The following is an 18,136-nucleotide window of genomic DNA, read 5'->3' on the forward strand; positions in this document are numbered from 1 at the left end:
CGCAACATGCCGCAGCCGCTCCGGCAACCCGCCGACGAGCATGGCTAGTGCTGTGCCAGAAAGGGCGCTTCGTGGCCGATTCCGGCAACCCCAACGAGAACATCCCGTCCACCGACGCCGGCGCGAACGGCGAGGTCACCGCCTCGTACGACGCCAGCGCCATCACCGTCCTCGAGGGCCTGGACGCGGTCCGCAAGCGCCCCGGTATGTACATCGGATCCACGGGCGAGCGCGGTCTGCACCACCTCGTGTACGAGGTCGTCGACAACTCGGTCGACGAGGCGCTGGCCGGCCACGCGGACACGATCGACGTGACGATCCTGGCCGACGGCGGCGTCCGCGTCGTCGACAACGGCCGTGGCATCCCGGTCGGCATCGTCCCCTCCGAGGGCAAGCCGGCCGTCGAGGTCGTGCTGACCGTGCTGCACGCGGGCGGCAAGTTCGGCGGCGGCGGCTACGCGGTCTCCGGCGGTCTGCACGGCGTGGGCGTGTCCGTCGTGAACGCGCTGTCGTCGAAGGTCGCCGTCGAGGTCAGGACCGACGGCCACCGCTGGACGCAGGACTACAAGATGGGCGTCCCCACGGCGCCGCTGGCCAAGCACGAGGCCATCGAGGCGACCGGCACCTCGGTCACCTTCTGGGCCGACGCCGACATCTTCGAGACCACCGAGTACTCCTTCGAGACGCTCTCCCGGCGTTTCCAGGAGATGGCGTTCCTCAACAAGGGTCTGACGATCAAGCTCACGGACGAGCGCGAGTCGGCGAAGGCCACCACCGGGGCGGACGAGGCGGGCGCCGACGTCAAGGACGAGGTCAAGACCGTCACGTACCACTACGAGGGCGGCATCGTCGACTTCGTGAAGTACCTCAACTCCCGCAAGGGCGACGCGGTGCACCCGACGGTGATCGACCTCGAGGCCGAGGACAAGGAGCGCAGCCTCTCCCTCGAAGTCGCGATGCAGTGGAACAGCGGTTACAGCGAGGGCGTGTACTCCTTCGCCAACATCATCCACACGCACGAGGGCGGTACGCACGAGGAGGGCTTCCGCGCGGCCCTGACCAACCTGGTCAACAAGTACGCGCGCGACAAGAAGCTGCTGCGCGAGAAGGACGACAACCTCACGGGTGACGACATCCGCGAGGGTCTGACCGCGATCATCTCGGTCAAGCTGAGCGAGCCGCAGTTCGAGGGCCAGACCAAGACCAAGCTGGGCAACACGGAGGCGAAGACCTTCGTCCAGAAGGCGGTCTACGAGCACCTCAACGACTGGCTGGACCGCAACCCGGTCGAGGCGGCGGACATCGTCCGCAAGGGCATCCAGGCGGCCACCGCGCGCGTGGCGGCCCGCAAGGCCCGGGACCTGACGCGCCGTAAGGGCCTGCTCGAGTCGGCGTCCCTGCCGGGCAAGCTCTCCGACTGTCAGTCGAACGACCCCACCAAGTGCGAGATCTTCATCGTCGAGGGTGACTCCGCCGGCGGCTCGGCCAAGTCCGGCCGCAACCCGCAGTACCAGGCGATCCTCCCGATCCGCGGCAAGATCCTCAACGTGGAGAAGGCGCGGATCGACAAGATCCTGCAGAACCAGGAGATCCAGGCGCTGATCTCGGCCTTCGGCACCGGGGTGCACGAGGACTTCGACATCGAGAAGCTCCGCTATCACAAGATCATCCTGATGGCGGACGCCGACGTCGACGGCCAGCACATCAGCACCCTGCTGCTGACCTTCCTGTTCCGCTTCATGCGGCCGCTGGTCGAGGCCGGGCACGTGTACCTCTCCCGCCCCCCGCTCTACAAGATCAAGTGGGGCCGGGACGACATCGAGTACGCGTACTCCGACCGCGAGCGCGACGCGCTGATCGAGATGGGCCGTCAGCGCGGCAAGCGGGTGCGCGAGGACTCGATCCAGCGCTTCAAGGGTCTCGGTGAGATGAACGCCGAGGAACTGCGCGTCACGACGATGGACCAGGAGCACCGCGTCCTCGGCCAGGTCACCCTCGACGACGCCGCCCAGGCCGACGACCTGTTCTCGGTCCTCATGGGCGAGGACGTCGAGGCGCGCCGCGCCTTCATCCAGCGCAACGCCAAGGACGTCCGCTTCCTCGACATCTGAGTCGGTCTCAGCTGACCGCACCGGAAAGGATCCTCACCAGCAATGACCGACGAGAACACTCCCGTCACCCCTGAAGAGGGCGGCGACATCGCCATGCGCATCGAGCCCGTCGGGCTCGAGACGGAGATGCAGCGCTCGTACCTCGACTACGCGATGTCCGTCATCGTCTCGCGTGCGCTGCCGGACGTCCGGGACGGCCTCAAGCCCGTCCACCGCCGGGTGCTGTACGCGATGTACGACGGCGGCTACCGACCCGAGCGCGGCTTCTACAAGTGCGCCCGCGTGGTCGGCGACGTCATGGGTAACTACCACCCGCACGGCGACAGTTCCATCTACGACGCGCTGGTGCGCCTCGCGCAGCCCTGGTCGATGCGCATGCCGCTGGTCGACTCCAACGGCAACTTCGGCTCCCCGGGCAACGACCCGGCGGCGGCCATGCGGTACACCGAGTGCAAGATGGCGCCGCTGTCGATGGAGATGGTCCGCGACATCGACGAGGAGACCGTCGACTTCACGGACAACTACGACGGCCGCTCCCAGGAGCCGACCGTCCTGCCCGCGCGTTTCCCGAACCTGCTGATCAACGGCTCGGCCGGAATCGCGGTCGGCATGGCGACCAACATCCCGTCGCACAACCTGCGCGAGGTCGCGGCCGGCGCCCAGTGGTACCTGGAGAACCCCGAGGCCTCGCACGAGGAGCTCCTGGACGCCCTCATCGAGCGCATCAAGGGCCCCGACTTCCCGACCGGCGCGCTCGTCGTGGGCCGCAAGGGCATCGAGGAGGCGTACCGCACGGGCCGCGGCTCGATCACCATGCGCGCGGTCGTCGAGGTCGAGGAGATCCAGAACCGCCAGTGCCTGGTGGTGACCGAGCTGCCGTACCAGGTGAACCCCGACAACCTCGCGCAGAAGATCGCCGACCTGGTCAAGGACGGCAAGATCGGCGGCATCGCGGACGTCCGCGACGAGACCAGCTCCCGGACCGGGCAGCGTCTCGTGATCGTGCTGAAGAGGGACGCGGTCGCCAAGGTCGTCCTGAACAACCTCTACAAGCACACGGACCTGCAGACGAACTTCGGCGCCAACATGCTGGCGCTGGTCGACGGCGTCCCGCGCACCCTCTCGCTGGACGCGTTCATCCGCCACTGGGTGACGCACCAGATCGAGGTCATCGTCCGTCGTACGCGCTTCCGGCTGCGCAAGGCCGAGGAGCGGGCGCACATCCTGCGCGGTCTGCTGAAGGCCCTGGACGCCATCGACGAGGTCATCGCGCTGATCCGGGGCAGCGAGACCGTCGAGGTCGCGCGCACGGGCCTGATGGAGCTCCTGGAGATCGACGAGATCCAGGCCAACGCGATCCTCGAGATGCAGCTGCGCCGGCTCGCCGCCCTGGAGCGCCGGAAGATCGTCCAGGAGCACGACGAGCTCCAGGCGAAGATCAACGAGTACAACGAGATCCTCGCCTCGCCGGTCCGCCAGCGCGGCATCGTCAGCGCGGAACTCGCCGCGATCGTCGAGAAGTACGGCGACGACCGCAAGACCATGCTGGTGCCCTACGACGGTGACATGTCCATCGAGGACCTGATCGCCGAGGAGGACATCGTCGTCACCGTCACGCGGGGCGGCTACGTCAAGCGCACCAAGGCGGACGACTACCGCGCCCAGAAGCGCGGCGGCAAGGGCGTGCGCGGCGCGAAGCTGAAGGAAGACGACATCGTCGACCACTTCTTCGTCTCCACCACGCACCACTGGCTGCTCTTCTTCACCAACAAGGGCCGGGTGTACCGGGCGAAGGCGTACGAGCTGCCCGACGCCGGGCGTGACGCGCGTGGACAGCACGTCGCCAACCTGCTCGCCTTCCAGCCGGACGAGGCGATCGCCGAGATCCTCGCCATCCGCGACTACGAGGCGGCGCCCTACCTGGTGCTCGCCACCAAGGGCGGCTTGGTCAAGAAGACGCCGCTGAAGGATTACGATTCGCCCCGCTCCGGCGGTGTCATCGCCATCAACCTCCGTGAGACGGAGGACGGTTCCGACGACGAACTGATCGGCGCCGAACTCGTCTCGGCCGATGACGATCTGCTGCTGATCAGCAAGAAGGCCCAGTCGATCCGTTTCACCGCCACGGACGAAACGCTGCGTCCCATGGGCCGTGCGACCTCGGGTGTCAAGGGCATGAGCTTCCGTGAGGGAGACCAGCTGCTCTCGATGAATGTTGTTCGACCCGGTACGTTCGTGTTCACTGCCACAGACGGCGGGTACGCGAAGCGGACCGCTGTCGACGAGTACCGCGTCCAGGGCCGCGGCGGCCTCGGTATCAAGGCCGCCAAGATCGTTGAGGACCGCGGTTCGCTCGTCGGCGCGCTGGTGGTCGAGGAGACCGACGAGATCCTCGCCATCACGCTGTCGGGCGGTGTGATTCGTACGCGAGTCAACGAGGTCAGGGAGACGGGCCGTGACACCATGGGCGTCCAACTGATCAACCTGGGCAAGCGCGATGCCGTCGTGGGCATCGCACGTAACGCCGAGGCGGGGCGTGAGGCGGAGGAGGTCGACGGCGACGAGGCCGTGGACGAGACCGCCGAGGGCGCCGCGACCACCGGCACGGACGAGGGTGAGGTGCCCTCGGCCGAGTAGCACGAGGAGTGAGTCATCGTGAGCGGAGCCACGGGCGCCGGTACGTCTTCCGGTACGGAGAAGGGCGGCGGCCGTGGCTCCGCCGCGCCGGAGGGGAACGCGCGCAAGACCGGCGCGCGAGGCGCGGAAGGGCCGGTGGCGGACACCCACACGACCCAGCTGAAGGCGATCAAGCCGACCGCGGCCGACTCCCCCTCCTCCTCGCCCGACACGCAAGGATCCAGAGGATCCCAGGGGGGAACCGTGACCGACACCCGAGGCGGCCAGCCGGCCCAGCCGCAGCCGGCCTCTCCGCTGCCCGGTGAGCGGCAGCCGCAGCAGCCCACCGGGCCGTACCACCCGCCGCAGGCCTACCCGTCGCAGACGGCGGCGACCGGCGCCGTACGGCGCCCGCGCACCGGTGCCCGCACCGTCCCGCGGGTGCGCAAGGCGCGGCTGCGGGTGGCGAAGGCCGACCCGTGGTCGGTGATGAAGGTCAGCTTCCTGCTGTCGATCGCGCTCGGCATCTGCACGATCGTCGCGGCGGCGGTGCTGTGGATGGTCATGGACGCGATGGGCGTCTTCTCGACGGTCGGCGGCACGATCTCCGAGGCCACGGGCTCCAACGAGTCCAACGGCTTCGACCTGCAGTCCTTCCTCTCCCTCCCCCACGTCCTGATGTTCACGTCGATCATCGCGGTCATCGACGTCGTCCTCGCGACGGCCCTGGCGACGCTCGGCGCGTTCATCTACAACCTCTCCGCGGGCTTCGTGGGCGGCATCGAGCTGACCCTCGCCGAGGACGAGTGAGGCGCTTCAAACCTCCCGTGGGCGGTCCTACGACTATCGATTTTGGGACTGCCCACGTCGTGCGCTAATCTTCAGGAGTCAGCGCGCGGGACACACACCGCAGAGCGCGGCGGGGCTATAGCTCAGTTGGTTAGAGCGCATCCCTGATAAGGATGAGGCCACAGGTTCAAATCCTGTTAGCCCCACAGTGAGAGACCCCCGGTCCGGATGGACTGGGGGTCTTTGGCGTTCCATGGCTCGGCTGAGGTCGCGTGAGTACCGGTTGCGTGCCAGACAGCAGTTCATGACGCACAGCCGAAAAGGGTTGTGCCGCGTAGGCGCCTCTCGCGCCTCAGGGCGGACAGCGTGCGGTACGGCGATCCGCCGCATCGTTGGTGGCGCGGCGCCTTCCCGCGGTACGGGCGTGAAAAGGCCCGGTCGCTGGCGACGGGGGATGCACCAGCGACCGGGCTTGGGCCAAGGCTAACAAGGGTGGTTGATCAACGGGAGGCGACTGGTCGGGCGGAGGGGGGAGTTGTGACCGGGATCACTTTGGACTCAGGGGTCGCACGGAGGGTCGTACGAGAGGCGGGGGAGGTATTCGTTCCACTTCTGGGGGGTCAGGACGTTCCGGGTGGTCGAGCAGATGTGGGCGATCGCCTGGTCGACGTCGAGGTTCCACAGACGGACCGTGTCGGCGCCGCTGGAGACGCCCAGCATGTGGCTCTCGGGGCTGAAGGAGAGGAAGTTGCCGGTCTTGGCGTTGGGGCTCATCGCCTGGCCGATGGGGGAGGCGTCGGAGGGGACGCGGACGTTCCACAGGCGGACCGTGTTGTCGTTGCCGCCGCTGGCCAGCGTGCCGCCGTCCTGGCTGAAGGTGAGGGAGACGACCGCCTCCGTGTGCCCGGTGAGGGGGGAGCCGAGGCGGGTGGCCCTCGCGGGGTCGGCGATGTTCCACAGGCGGACCGAGTCGTCGTCGCTGCCGGACGCCAGGGTCCTTCCGTCGGGGCTGTAGACCAGGGCGTTGACCGGACCGAGGTGGCCCTTGAGAGGGGAGCCCAGGCGGACCGTACGGCTCGGGTCGGTCACGTTCCACAGGCGGATGGTGCCGTCCGCGCTGCCGGACGCCAGCGTTCTCCCGTCGTGGCTGAAGGCCAGGGCGTTGACGTACCCCTTGTGGCCCGTGAGCGGTGAGCCGAGCCGGGTGACGTGGGAGGGGTCGGCGACGTTCCACAGCTGGACGGTGCGGTCGTCGTAGCCGGTCGCCAGGGTGCGGCCGTCCGGGCTGTAGGCGAGCGCGTCGGGGCCCGTGAAGCGGGTGCGCAGGGTGATCGGTGATCCGTAGGACACCGGGTGGGCCGGGTCCGTGACGTTCCAGAGGTGGACCGCGCGGTTGCCCGTCAGCACCGCGAGGGTGCGGCCGTCGGGGGAGAAGACCAGCGAACGGTAGCCGCCGTCCCCGGGCATGAACGGTTCGCCGAGCGGCTCGGGCCGGTCCGGGCGGCGCACGTTCCACAGGCGGAGGCGTCCGTCGCGGGCGGCCGTGCCGAGCACCTTGCCGTCCGGCCGGAACGCGCCGGTGCGGCCGACCATGTCCGACGTGGGGACCGACCACAGGCGGATCTTGTTGTCCCCGCTGCCGGTGGCGAGGGTGGTGCCGTCGGGACTGAAGCCCAGGGCGTACATCTCGCCGCTGCTGCCCGCGAGGGGCTCGCCCACCTGGGAGGGGTACGCCGGATCGCCGACGTTCCACAGGATGGCCGTGCTGTCCGCGCTGGCGGCGGCGAGCATCGAACCGTTCGGGCTGAACGCCACGGACCACACCGGGCCGGTGTGGCCGGTGAGCGGGACGCCGAGAGCGGCCGCGTGCCCGGGGTCCGCCACGTTCCACAGCCGTACGGTGTCGTCCGCGCTGCCGCTGGCGAGCGTACGGCCGTCCGGGCTGAACGCCACCGAGTGGACCGTGCCGTCGTGCCCGGTGAGCGGCTTGCCCAGCGGTCGCGGGTGCCCGGGGTCGGCCGTGTTCCACAGCCGTACGGTGTTGTCGTCGCCGCCGGTCGCGAGGGTGCGGCCGTCCGGGGCGAACGCCACGGAGCGCACGGCGGCGGTGTGGCCGCCGAGCGGGGCGAGAGCCTTCGGGGCGGACGGGTCGGCGACGTTCCAGAGGCGGACCGTGCCGTCCTCGTGCGCGGAGGCCAGGGTGCGGCCGTCCGGGCTGAAGGCGACCAGGTAGACCGTGCCGCCCCGGGCCTTCAGCACATCACCCAGGAGGCGGGGTGCGGCCGGGTTGCGCACGTCCCACAGGCGGACCGTGCCGTCGTCGCCGGCGCCGGCGAGCGTGTGGCCGTCCGGGCTGAAGACCGCGCTGCTCACCCAACTGGTGTGACCGGTGAGGGGTTTGCCCAGCGGCTCGGGGCGGGACGGGTCGGCCACGTTCCACAGACGGATGGTCCGGTCGTAGCTGGCGGTGGCCAGGGTCTTGCCGTCCGGGCTGAACGAGGTGAGGTAGACGGCGCCGGTGTGGCCGAGGAGCGGCGTGGCCAGCGGGGCGTTGACGATCGAGATCAGCCGGTTGCGCGCGCCCTCGTCGCCCGGCCGCAGCCGGTGGGCGACCAGGTCGAGCTGGGCGGACAGCGACGGGTCCGTGTACTGCACGCGGTCGGCCTCCGCGACCACCTGCTCGAACACGGCGTCGTTGCGCTGCTGCCACGCGACGACCGCCGCGCCGACCGCCAGCATCGCCAGCACCACCAGCGCCGACACCGCGCCGCGGCTGATCCAGACCGTGCGCCGGCTCAGCCGGACCGACGCGGCCAGGAAGTCCACCGCGCTGCGGGTCAGGAAGGTGTCGCCGGCCGACTTCGCCCAGGTGTGCGCCTGTTCCAGGCGTGATCCCCGGTACAGCAGCGAGGAGTCGCGGTGGGAGTTCTCCCAGGCCCGGCCGTCCTCCTCGAGGCGCTGACGCAGCAGATGGTCGCTGCGGTCCTCGTCGATCCACTCGCGCAGCCGCGGCCACGCGGTCAGCAGGGCCTCGTGGGTGATCTCCACGGACTCCGCGTCCAGGGTCACCAGCCGGGCGCGCACCAGCGCCTCCAGGGACTCCTCCGTCGCGCCGGGGTCGGTCGACTCCTGCGCCAGCTGGCGGCGGGTGCCGCGGCGGCGGGTGGCCTGGGTGTCCTCGCCGAGCCGGACCAGCCTCAGCAGCAGCAGCCGGGCGGCCGTCCGGGCGGCCGGGTCCAGCCCGGACCAGGCCCGCTCGGCGGTCGCGGCCACGGCGCCCTGGATGCCGCCGGCCGCCCGGTAGCCGGCCAGGGTCAGCCGGCCGGCCTTGCGGCGCTGCCAGGTGGCGAGCAGGGCGTGGGACAGCAGCGGCAGGACGCCGGCGTCGTGGGCGCCGCGCGGGCCGTCGGCGCTGACCTCCCGGACGATCAGCTCGGCGAGTCCTGGTTCGAGCTCGAGACCGACGGCCTTGGCCGGGCCGGTCACCGCCTCGCGCAGCTCCGCCGTGGTCAGCGGACCGAGGACCATGTGCCGGTGCTGGAGGGCGTCGGCCAGTTCCGGATGGGCGAGGCACTGTTCGTAGAAGTCGGCGCGGATGCCGAGGACGACCAGTACCGGGGCCCGCTCCCCCGGCCGGGCGGGCGTGGCGGCGGCGTGCAGCAACTGGACGAAGGCGCGCCTGGCGGCCTCGTCGGAGCAGAGGGTGAAGGCCTCCTCGAACTGGTCCACGATGACCACCGGCCGCGCGGCCTCGGGCGACGCCCGGAGCGCCCAGGCCGTGACGGCCTCCCGCGCGGCCCGCGCGAACTCGCGGGTGCCGGGTTCGGGGTTGCGGGAGAAGGGGTTGCGGGGGGAGGGGGCGCGGGGGGTGGAGCCGCGGGAGGTCGGGATGCGTGTGTCCGGGGCGCCGGGGTTCGGGGAGGTGCCTCGGATGTCCGGGGTGCGGGGGTTCTGGGCGCCTCGCGAAGCCGGGGTACGGGAGTCCGGAGACGTACCCCGTGCGTCCGCGGTGCCGGATGGCGAGGACGTGCCCTGTGTGTCCGGCACGCCCGCTCCCGACGTCGCCTCCGCCTCGGCCGTCGCCTTGGCCTCCGCCTCGGCCCCGGCCTCCGGAACGTCGGGTTCCGGTGTGCCCCGTACTCCTCGCACGAGCGCCGTGAGCTCGGGGATCCGGTCGGCCAGTTCCGCGAGCGGGTCGGCTCCCGGGACGAGCTGGAGTACGTCCCGTGCCGCGCCGTTCTCGTCGCCGAGCGCGCCCTCGCGCAGCGCGGGCACCAGGCCGGCGCTCAGCAGTGAGGACTTGCCCGCGCCCGAGGCGCCCACCAGCATCACCAGGCCGCCGGTGCGTCCCGCGGCGCGCAACTGGGCGACCAGGGCGTCGGTGCTGCGCTCCCGGCCGAAGAACCAGCGGGCGTCCTGCCGGCGGTAGGAGGCCAGACCCCGGTAGGGGCACACGCCACCGGGGACGGCGGCCTCGGCCGGAGGCTGCTCCTTCTCCGTCTCCTCGGCGGTCGCGGCGCCCTCACCGGCCGCGACCGGGTCGGCCAGCGCGCGCTCCCAGAGGCGCTGCCACTGGGGCATGTCGTACAGGCCGGGGGAGACCGGGGCGGGCCGGGCGCGCCGTGCCTCGGGGATCAGGACGTGGAGGACGGCGGCGAGCGCGGCGAACTGGGCGGGTACGTTCCTGGCCCGGCGCCAGTCGCTGATCCGCTGGGCGGACACCCGCACCTGGCGCCCGCGCTCGTCGACCCGCTGCAGTCGGGCGACCGCCTCGGACACACGCTTGAGGGGAGGGTTGCCGGCCTCCTTGTACAGCAGCGCGAGGCGCTCGGCGAAGGCTGTGCGTGCCCCTGAGTCGAGACTCAAGGTCTCCACCCCTTTACTTCCCGCGCACCTGGAATCCGGACCGGAAAACTCACTTTATACGGCTGACCTGCGGCAACGGCGAGGACCGGATGTCGGTACCCTCCTCGCCGCGCACCGCAGCTGGCAGGATCCAGGGCACAGCCCGACGTCACCCGCACCGTTCGGCAGCGGTCCGCACGAGGGGAGGGACCGGTGCCGAACGGTGTGGCGTGCGCGATGGCATGTGCAGTGCGCACCGGTCACGTTCCGCTCCTCGGTTCCCGAACCGGGTTGAGCTACCCCGGGCCCGTCGCCCTCACGCATCGATCCACCATCGGGGCCACTTCCCGATCACCTTTGGCCGGGACTAGTCGCCGGGCGGCCCCGCGCCGCGGCACGGCAGGCCGCCGGACTCTGGTTAGCTGACGGTCCGTCAGTTATGGTCACCCTGCCGTGCCGACACGGAAGGGAAGGCGAGCGCCATGGAGACCCGACAGACCGGTCAGGCCCGTCCCCGGAGCCCGCAGCCCCCGGGGGCTCCCCGCTGGGTCGCGATGTTCCACGACCCGTCCGCACAGTCCTGGCGGGCCGCCGCGGAATCGCCCGACCGGGTGCCCGTGCTGTACGCGTTGGGCGAGATGACCCAGGTCACGCGAGCGCGGGGGGAGGACGTGACGGTCGATCTGTGGGGCCCGAAGGACGGCGCGTGGCACCGCTACGACACCTCCCCCGCTCCCGTGGCCGCCTCCGAGGCGCCCGAGCCGCCGTCTTCCGGCGGAGCCCTCGCACCGACCAGGCTCGCGGAACGCATGGAGGACCGCCGCCACCAGGTCCTCATGGCGGGCCTGAGCAAGGCCGGTCTCTACGACCTCACCCCGGACGACGTCACGGCCGTCCGCGCCCTCGTGGACGGGGCCGACGAGACGACCCTGCGGCGGGTCGCCCACTGGCTGACCGTCGCCGCGGGCCAGCCGACGGCCGAGTAGGGCCTGCCTGGCGGTGGCAGGCCAGGCCGGCCGAGCAGGCCAGGGCCGACGGATCAGCCGAGGCCGGCCGAGCAGGCCAGGCCGCTCGATCAGGCCGGTCCGGCGGGACAGGCATGTCCGGCGGGTCGGCCGAGGCCGGTGGATCAAGTCAGGCCAGGCCGGCTGATCGAGCGAGGTCAGGCCGGCGGGACAGGCGTGTCCGGCGGAACAGGATGTTCAATGGGTCCGGATGTCCGATGGGTCCGGATGTCCGATGGGTGCGGATGTCTGATGGGTCAGGTCTGTCCGGTGTCGACGACGATCGCGGAGGAGCCTTCGGGGTACCCCCAGCCGAAGGACGCGAGGGCCCTGGCCCTGGCCTCCACGACCGCCATCCGCGCCTCCCGCTCGACGGGGTCGACGTGGGCGGCCTGGCCGGTGGCCTGCCCGGCCCACTTGCGGTAGAGCAGGCCGGCCTCCGGGGTGAACCAGCCCCGGCTCACCGCGTTGAGCGCGAGCAGCAGACCGGTGTCCTCGGACGCGGGCAGCGCCATCCAGCCGCCGAGGGCCGCCAGCAGGTCCCGGCGGACGAAGAGGGAGGCCGGGTGGACCTGGGCGAGGAAGCCGTTCGCCTTCCAGTGGTCGAGCACGGCGCCCCGCTCGATCGGCCCGCCCGCGGGATCGCCCGGGAAGCCGACCGTGGAACCGTCCGGCAGCAGGTCCAGGACCCGGGAGGTCGCCCAGCCGAGGCCCGGATCGCCCTCCAGGGCGGCCAGGTCGCGGGCGAGGGCGCCGGGCGTGAGCCGGTCGTCGGCGTCCAGGATCTTCACGTACGCGCCCTCGGCGTGCGCGAGCGCGACGGTACGGGCGACGCCGGGACCGCCGGGGCGCCCCTGGCGGAAGGTCACCCGCGGGTCGTCGGGGACGTACGGGGCGACGGCGTCGGTCGTGCCGTCCTCCTGGATCACCCAGTGCCACTCCCAGCCCTCGGGCAGTTCCTGCTCGCGCAGCGATGTCCACGCCTCGGGCAGATACCGGGCCGAGGGGGCGTGGACCGCTGTGACGACGACGATGCGCCGGTTCACGGCGGCGTCGGCCGCGTTCCGTGTCGTCATGTCGGGCTCACCACCTCTCCAGACAGGTGGTGAACAGCAGCTCCGTGCGGTCGGCGGGCAGTGTCACGTCGGCGATGTTCACGACCCGGTCATCGACGTCGTACGACGTCTTGCGCAGCAGGATCACCGGTGCGCCGGGCGGCAGCTCCAGCTCCCGGGCCTCCGCGGGGTGCGGTGCGCGGGCGGTGAGGCGTTCCTCGACACGGTCCACCTCGATGCCGACGGTGTGCAGCTGGCTCTGCGTGCCGCCGGGCCAGGGCTCGTTCGTCTCGTCCAGCAGCTCGGGGTTGGCGGCGATCATCTCGCGGACCAGATAGGAGGTGACCAGCGCGAAGGGCGCGCTCTCGGCGTCGTACCGGGTCCGGTAGGAACGTTCCAGGAGCACGGTGCCCGCCGGGACGCCGAATGCCTCCGCCAGCGCTCGCGGCGCCGCGAGGTCGCGGTATCGCGCGTGAAAGACCAGGTCAGGAGAGTCCAGGCCGGTGTCGTGCTCGGTCGCACCGGTTGTGGCGCGCACGGTTCTCGGCGCGCGTGCGCGGTCCTTCTCCCACTGGTGCCGGCCGTTGTCGCGGACGACCGGGGTCCGTTCGCAGTTCTGGGGCACGAGGTCAGGTTAATGCGGGGGTGTCGTACGTACGGCGAAGGCCCGGGCGCTCCGGGGAGTCGCCGGGCCTGCATCGCGCGGTCGGTACGCAAGTCGCCGTCACGTCGTGCGGTGTGCTGAGCTGGTTTTCCTCAAGTCGGTGCTGCCAGGCGCCGCCTGGTGATGCCGGGTGAAGTTCCGTCTGTTCGTCACGTCCGTGCTGCTCCGGATGGGGGTGCGGCGGGCTGGGCTCAGCGCTGCAGCGGGATGGAGGGCTCGTCCGGTTCCGCGAGGTCGCAGGCGATGGTGTCCTCGGCCGCTTCCGCGTCGGAGAGGGGACGGTGGCGGCAGCTGGGGGACTTGCCGTGGGCCTCGGCGAGGATGCGCTGCTTCATCGTGGGGGGCAGGGACCGGGTGGAGAACCAGTCCCAGGAGGAGGTCGCCGGCCAGTTCGTCGCCGATGCGCTCCCGGTGGGCGGTCTGCCGGCGGTGCTCTCGCCGCGGGTGGCGGCGGCACCGACGTCGCTCCCGCCGCCGGCGTTTCCCACGTGACGGGCGGTGCTCTCACCGACTCCGCTCGTGGGGCGGGCGCCGGCCTCACCGGCCCTGGTCTCACCGGCCGTGCTCTCACCGGCCGTGCTCTCACCCGCCCTGCTCTCGCCGGCCTTGTTCTCGCTGCCGCCGGTGGTGCCGCCACCGGTGTGCGTCGGTCCGGTCTGCGCCGTCGCGGTCGTGGCGGTCGACGTGATGAAGCCGAGCGCCGTGCACAGCGCGAGGAAGGCGGTGACGATGGCGGTCCACAGCTTCTTGACCCGGTTCTCGGTCATGCCCCTCACTTTCGGGTTGGGCGATTTGCGTACTTTGCTCATGATGTGTATGGGGGCCGGGAAGAGGGGGACCGACGCACACGACGGGGCGATGTTCCGATGAACACCACTCGGACGGGTGCACGTGCGACGACGGTTCATCGGGCTGCCGAAGGCGGGAGTTGAGAGGCCGACGCAGGTCACCGATCGATATCGGTCGGTGTGTATAGTCGGGCGCCAGAGGTCCCTTACGTCAAGGAAAGACGAGGTCGCGCGGTGAAGAAGCTTCTCCTGGTCGCACTGGCCGCCATCGGCGGGCTCCTCGTGTACCGCCAGATCCAGGCGGATCGCGCCGAGCAGGATCTGTGGACGGAGGCGACTGACTCCGTGCCCACGGGTTCGTGAGTACCGACACCAGAGACTGAGATCCAGCCAGACCCCGGCCGCCGCAGCGGTCGGGGTTTTGTGTTTCCGGTTGCGGACTCCCCGGCCCGGGGATAGAGGAGGGCGTTTCGGACGCTCGTACGGAATGCGGGGGTGGAGGCCGGGGCGGCGGGGCAGGATGGGCCACGTTCGGACCAAGGCGAGGGGGCGGGTTTGATGGCCCGGCGGGCGGGGCGGGCGGCGGCTGGGCTGTGCGCCGTGGTCATGGGCGTGCTTCTGGCGGCGACGGTCCCGGCGCCCGGTGCCGTCGCCGCGCCGGAGGTCCCGTCGTACGCCTTCGCCGACGACGTCCGTGACGCCCGCGCCGCGACCGGCACCTCGCAGGCCGCGCGCCTGGAGTCCGGGGAGACGTACAAGAGCGAGCTTCCGGCCGGTGAGAAGGCCTACTACCGCCTCGATCTCGACGCCACCTCGACCGCGTACGTCTCCGTCACCGCGATCCCCCGCCCCGGCAGCACGCCCGCCGTCGGCGACGGCGTCTCGGTCTCCGTCCAGGACGCTCGCGGCGCGAACTGCTCCTACGAGTCGGCCACGATCGGCGCCGCGCGCAGCCCGCAGCCGGTGACGGCCTGGGGCGCGCGGGAGATCAGGCCCGGGAAGGGGCTCTGCCAGAAGGCGGGCACGTACTACGTGGTCGTCGAGCGGACGGACACCGGCACCGGCGAGGGTGTGGACGACCCCTGGCAACTGGAGCTCGCGCCCGTCTCCGAGCCGCCGCTCGTGCGGGACGACGCCACGAGCGTGCCCGAGGCGTGGGACTCCGCGACACCCGCGGCGCCCTCCGGGGAGCCGGTGGTGCGTTCCGGCGGCGCGGGCTTCACCGCGGCGACCGCCGTCGAGCAGGGCGTCTGGCGCGACGAGGTGGTTCCCGGCGAGACCGTCTTCTACAAGGTGCCGGTCGACTGGGGGCAGCAGCTGTACGCCGAGGCCCATCTGTCCGGCGGCACCGCGTCCGGGGCCGACTCCGCGTCCGCGTACGTGGTCGACGCGCTGGAGCTGACCCTCTACAACCCGGTGCGGGCCAAGGTCGAGGCCCGGGGCACCGGCTACGGCGGCAGTGAGAAGTCGGCCTCCCTGGACCCCGTCCCGCCCGTCCGGTACGCCAACCGGTACGCCCCCACCGACCCCGTGAGCAGCCTGCGGTTCGCCGGCTCGTACTACCTCGTCGTCCATCTCGCCGCCCAGGTCGCCGAGCGGTTCGGCGACGGGCCCTACGAGGTGACGCTGCGCGTCCGTCTCGGCGGTGCCGCGCAGGCCGGTCCCGGATACGCGTGGCGGCCGGTGCCGAGCGGGGTGTTCGGCGCCGACACGGGGCTGGGCCCGGCCGGGGGGTCCACCGAAGGTGGGGGCGACCCCGTGATGACGGCGGTCGCGGTGGCCGGCCTCGGCACCGGAAGCGCGCTGCTGCTGTTCCTCGGCGGGTGGACCCTGACCGCCCGCCGGGCTTCCGCCCGGACCCGCGCCGGTCAGATACGGGCCAACGCCCAGAACCCCACGGCGTAACAGGCCAGCGCGAGGAGCAGCAGTGGCACCGCGACCTTGACGGGGGGTCCCGGCCGGCTCCGGCGCACGGCCCGGTGCCCCCGGCGCTGCGGGGCCGCCGGTACCGGGTCCTGAGCGGTGTAGGAGGCGGTGACCGCCTCGCCGTGGCGCCCGGCGGAGGCGGGCAGGGCGTAGGCGGGGTCGCGGGGAGCGGTGGAGAGGTACGGCTGCGGTGTGGGTGTGGGTGTGGCGGTGACCGTCGGCAGCGGGGGCGGCAGGTGGAAGCTGCCGGTGTCCGACATGGAGGGGGTCGGGGTGGGCGTCGGCGTGGGGGTGACCGTGGGGGGATGTGCCGGGAAGCGCGGCGCGCTCGGTGCGGAATGCGGCTCGGGCAGGCGGCCGGCGGTCCACGGTACGGCCCCTGCCCCGGACTGGCCGGCCATGGACCCGCCCCCGGCGGCAGCCGACGGGGCGGCGCCGTGGCCGGCCCAGGCGGAGTGCGGGGTGCTGCCGGGAGGGGCCGGGTGGGGAGCGGCGGCCGGGGTGTGAAGGGGGTGAGGTGTCTGAGGGGACGTTTCGCCCGGGCCTGCCGCGCCGGGGGGTGTGGCGGGCTGCGCGGGCAGGGAATCCGTGCCCGGACGGACCGGGCCGGGGGGAGTGTCCGGCCGGAAGGGAAGCGCCCCTCCGCCGGGGTGGGCCGTCCCGGGGGGCGTGTTCGGCTGGACCGGCGGGAGTCCCGCAGCCGAGTGGCCCGCGGGGGTGGCGGCGCCGGGGTGGGCCGCGGCGGGCGGTGCCGTCGGCCGCGCGGGCGGAGTGCCCTCGGCGGGATGACCCGAGGGAGGAAAGGGGACCGGGCGCGCGGGGTCGGCGGCCGTACCGAGGTGGCCGGGGGCGGGTGTCGTACCGGGGTGGTCGGGGGGCGGTGTCGTACCGGGGTGGCCAGGGGTGGGGGGCGTACCGAGGTGGCTGGGGGTGGACGTCGTACCCGTATGGCCGGGCACCGGAGTCATACCCGTATGGCCGGGCACCGGAGTCGTACCCGCGTTGCCGGGCACCGGAGTTGTTCCTGCGGGGCCGGGTGCCGGGCCCATGGGCGGATGGTCCGGATGGAGTGGGGTTCCCGGGGGGACGGAGAGGGGAGCGGAGTCCGGGTGGGGCGGCGGCGGTGCTCCGCCCGGAGGCGTGGAGGGGGCCGTCCTCCGCAGTGGCTTCAGGGGGCCGTCGGGGGAGAAGCCCTTGGGGAGCGGGCCGAGTTGGTCGAAGATCTCGATGAGTTCGTCGTCGGGGCCGGGCTCGGGGAGGAGTTCGGCGGCGGCCGCCAGCGCCTTGCGCGCACCCGTGGCCGTACGGAAGCGGGCTTCGGGATCGGGCTGCAGCAGCATGGCGACGACCTGCCACAGCGGTTCGGGAATCCCCTTGGGAGCGCCCGGAGTTCCGTGCTCGGTGAAGTACTGGACGAGCGCCTTGGTGTCCGGCTTGGCTCCTTCCAGGAGGTACAGCGCGACCAGGCCGACGGCGAACAGGTCGGCGGGGAAGGCGGGATCGGCGCCCATCATCTGCTCGGGAGCGAGGTAACCGGGCGTCCCCACCACGAGGTTGGTCTCGGTCAGGCGCGGTTCGCCCAGTCGCATCGCGATGCCGAAGTCGGAGAGCCGCAGCCGGGGACGGGCGGTGCCGGTGGCCTCCAGCAGCACGTTGGCCGGTTTGACGTCCCGGTGGACCACGCCCTCCGCGTGCACCGCCGCGAGCCCGGACAGCAGCTGGTCGAGCAGGGTGCAGACGAACGCCGGCGGCAGCGGACCGTAGTCGCCGACGAGATGGACCAGCGAACCCCCGGCCACCAGGTCCATGGTGAACAGGACCTTGTCGTCGTCGGCGGCCCAGCTGGCGGGCGCGAGCACATGCGGGTGGTCGATCCTGAGCGCCTGTTCGCGGACGAACCGCAGCAGGGAGTGGGCGTCCCGCTGCTGGAGCACCTTGGCGGCCACATAACGGCGACGGCGGTGGTCCCAGGCGCGCCAGACCGCGCCGACCCCTCCGCGCCCGATCGGGTCGGCCAGTTCGTACCGTCCGGCGAAGACCTCACCCATGGCAGTGCGTCGCTCCTCCCCCTCAGGTGTCCCCCCTGCTACCCCCTCGCTACCCCCGCGACGAGCGATACGACCCCCGTGTCCCCCTGGTCCTCGGGGCGAGTACCCAGGACCCCTCTGGTATGTCCCCCGTGCCCCCGTATGTGTCCCCCGTGGACCCCCGTGCTCGTCCCCCGTGGACCCCCGTACGTGTCCCCCGTCGGCCGGGCCGCGTGTCTCCACGCCCCTCTGGCCGCGTCCTTCCCGCTGTCCCCGCGTCCGGCGCCGAACCCCCTTCGGACGACCGGACC

11 protein-coding genes and 1 tRNA gene are annotated in these 18,136 nt (G+C 72.0%); 7 read left to right on the forward strand and 5 right to left on the reverse strand.

The window, feature by feature from the left end:
• Positions 1–47: 47 nt before the first annotated feature.
• The 4 genes from gyrB (at position 48) to ACFY30_RS23445 (ending at position 5,722) form a co-directional block, all read left to right on the forward strand.
• Positions 48–2,111, forward strand: coding sequence for a DNA topoisomerase (ATP-hydrolyzing) subunit B (gyrB, locus tag ACFY30_RS23430; protein WP_390847098.1), 2,064 nt, complete (start codon positions 48–50; stop codon positions 2,109–2,111).
• A 42-nt stretch (positions 2,112–2,153) separates the two neighbouring features.
• On the forward strand, positions 2,154–4,748 hold the full coding sequence (gyrA, locus tag ACFY30_RS23435; RefSeq protein ID WP_390847099.1) for a DNA gyrase subunit A: 2,595 nt from the start codon (positions 2,154–2,156) through the stop codon (positions 4,746–4,748).
• Between the two features lie 18 nt (positions 4,749–4,766).
• The gene (locus tag ACFY30_RS23440) at positions 4,767–5,537 is read left to right on the forward strand and encodes a DUF3566 domain-containing protein (protein WP_390847100.1); all 771 of its coding nucleotides are present in this window, start codon (positions 4,767–4,769) and stop codon (positions 5,535–5,537) included.
• 111 nt (positions 5,538–5,648) lie between these two features.
• Positions 5,649–5,722, forward strand: a tRNA-Ile gene (locus ACFY30_RS23445).
• Between the two features lie 352 nt (positions 5,723–6,074).
• On the opposite strand, the gene ACFY30_RS23450 is transcribed toward ACFY30_RS23445, so the two are convergent.
• Positions 6,075–10,391 (reverse strand): AAA family ATPase, encoded by a 4,317-nt coding sequence (locus ACFY30_RS23450; RefSeq protein ID WP_390847101.1) that lies wholly within the window; start codon positions 10,389–10,391, stop codon positions 6,075–6,077.
• Between the two features lie 452 nt (positions 10,392–10,843).
• On the opposite strand from ACFY30_RS23450, the gene ACFY30_RS23455 reads away from it, so the two are divergent.
• On the forward strand, positions 10,844–11,347 hold the full coding sequence (locus ACFY30_RS23455) for a hypothetical protein (RefSeq protein WP_390847102.1): 504 nt from the start codon (positions 10,844–10,846) through the stop codon (positions 11,345–11,347).
• 275 nt (positions 11,348–11,622) lie between these two features.
• On the opposite strand, the gene ACFY30_RS23460 is transcribed toward ACFY30_RS23455, so the two are convergent.
• The 3 genes from ACFY30_RS23460 to ACFY30_RS23470 form a co-directional block, all read right to left on the reverse strand.
• On the reverse strand, positions 11,623–12,441 hold the full coding sequence (locus ACFY30_RS23460) for a glycosyltransferase family 2 protein (RefSeq protein WP_390847103.1): 819 nt from the start codon (positions 12,439–12,441) through the stop codon (positions 11,623–11,625).
• Positions 12,442–12,448: 7 nt separating this feature from the next.
• Positions 12,449–13,045 carry a UTRA domain-containing protein gene (locus tag ACFY30_RS23465; protein WP_390847104.1) on the reverse strand — a complete coding sequence of 199 codons (597 nt, stop codon included), beginning with the start codon at positions 13,043–13,045 and terminating at the stop codon, positions 12,449–12,451.
• A 230-nt stretch (positions 13,046–13,275) separates the two neighbouring features.
• The gene (locus ACFY30_RS23470; RefSeq protein ID WP_390847105.1) at positions 13,276–13,851 is read right to left on the reverse strand and encodes a DUF6344 domain-containing protein; all 576 of its coding nucleotides are present in this window, start codon (positions 13,849–13,851) and stop codon (positions 13,276–13,278) included.
• Between the two features lie 255 nt (positions 13,852–14,106).
• On the opposite strand from ACFY30_RS23470, the gene ACFY30_RS23475 reads away from it, so the two are divergent.
• Together ACFY30_RS23475 and ACFY30_RS23480 are read left to right on the forward strand one after the other, a co-directional pair.
• A complete protein-coding gene (locus ACFY30_RS23475) occupies positions 14,107–14,235 on the forward strand; it encodes a DLW-39 family protein (RefSeq protein WP_003999697.1) in 129 nt (42 codons plus the stop codon).
• Between the two features lie 243 nt (positions 14,236–14,478).
• Positions 14,479–15,777 (forward strand): hypothetical protein, encoded by a 1,299-nt coding sequence (locus tag ACFY30_RS23480; RefSeq protein ID WP_390847106.1) that lies wholly within the window; start codon positions 14,479–14,481, stop codon positions 15,775–15,777.
• Here ACFY30_RS23480 and ACFY30_RS23485 read toward each other — a convergent pair.
• Positions 15,741–17,846, reverse strand: coding sequence for a protein kinase (locus ACFY30_RS23485; protein ID WP_390847107.1), 2,106 nt, complete (start codon positions 17,844–17,846; stop codon positions 15,741–15,743). The genes ACFY30_RS23480 and ACFY30_RS23485 overlap by 37 nt on opposite strands.
• Between the last annotated feature and the right edge of the window lie 290 nt (positions 17,847–18,136).

Origin of the sequence: Streptomyces sp. NPDC000345 (genome assembly GCF_042898825.1) — a bacterium.
In the GTDB taxonomy this organism is placed as follows: Bacteria; Actinomycetota; Actinomycetes; order Streptomycetales; family Streptomycetaceae; genus Streptomyces.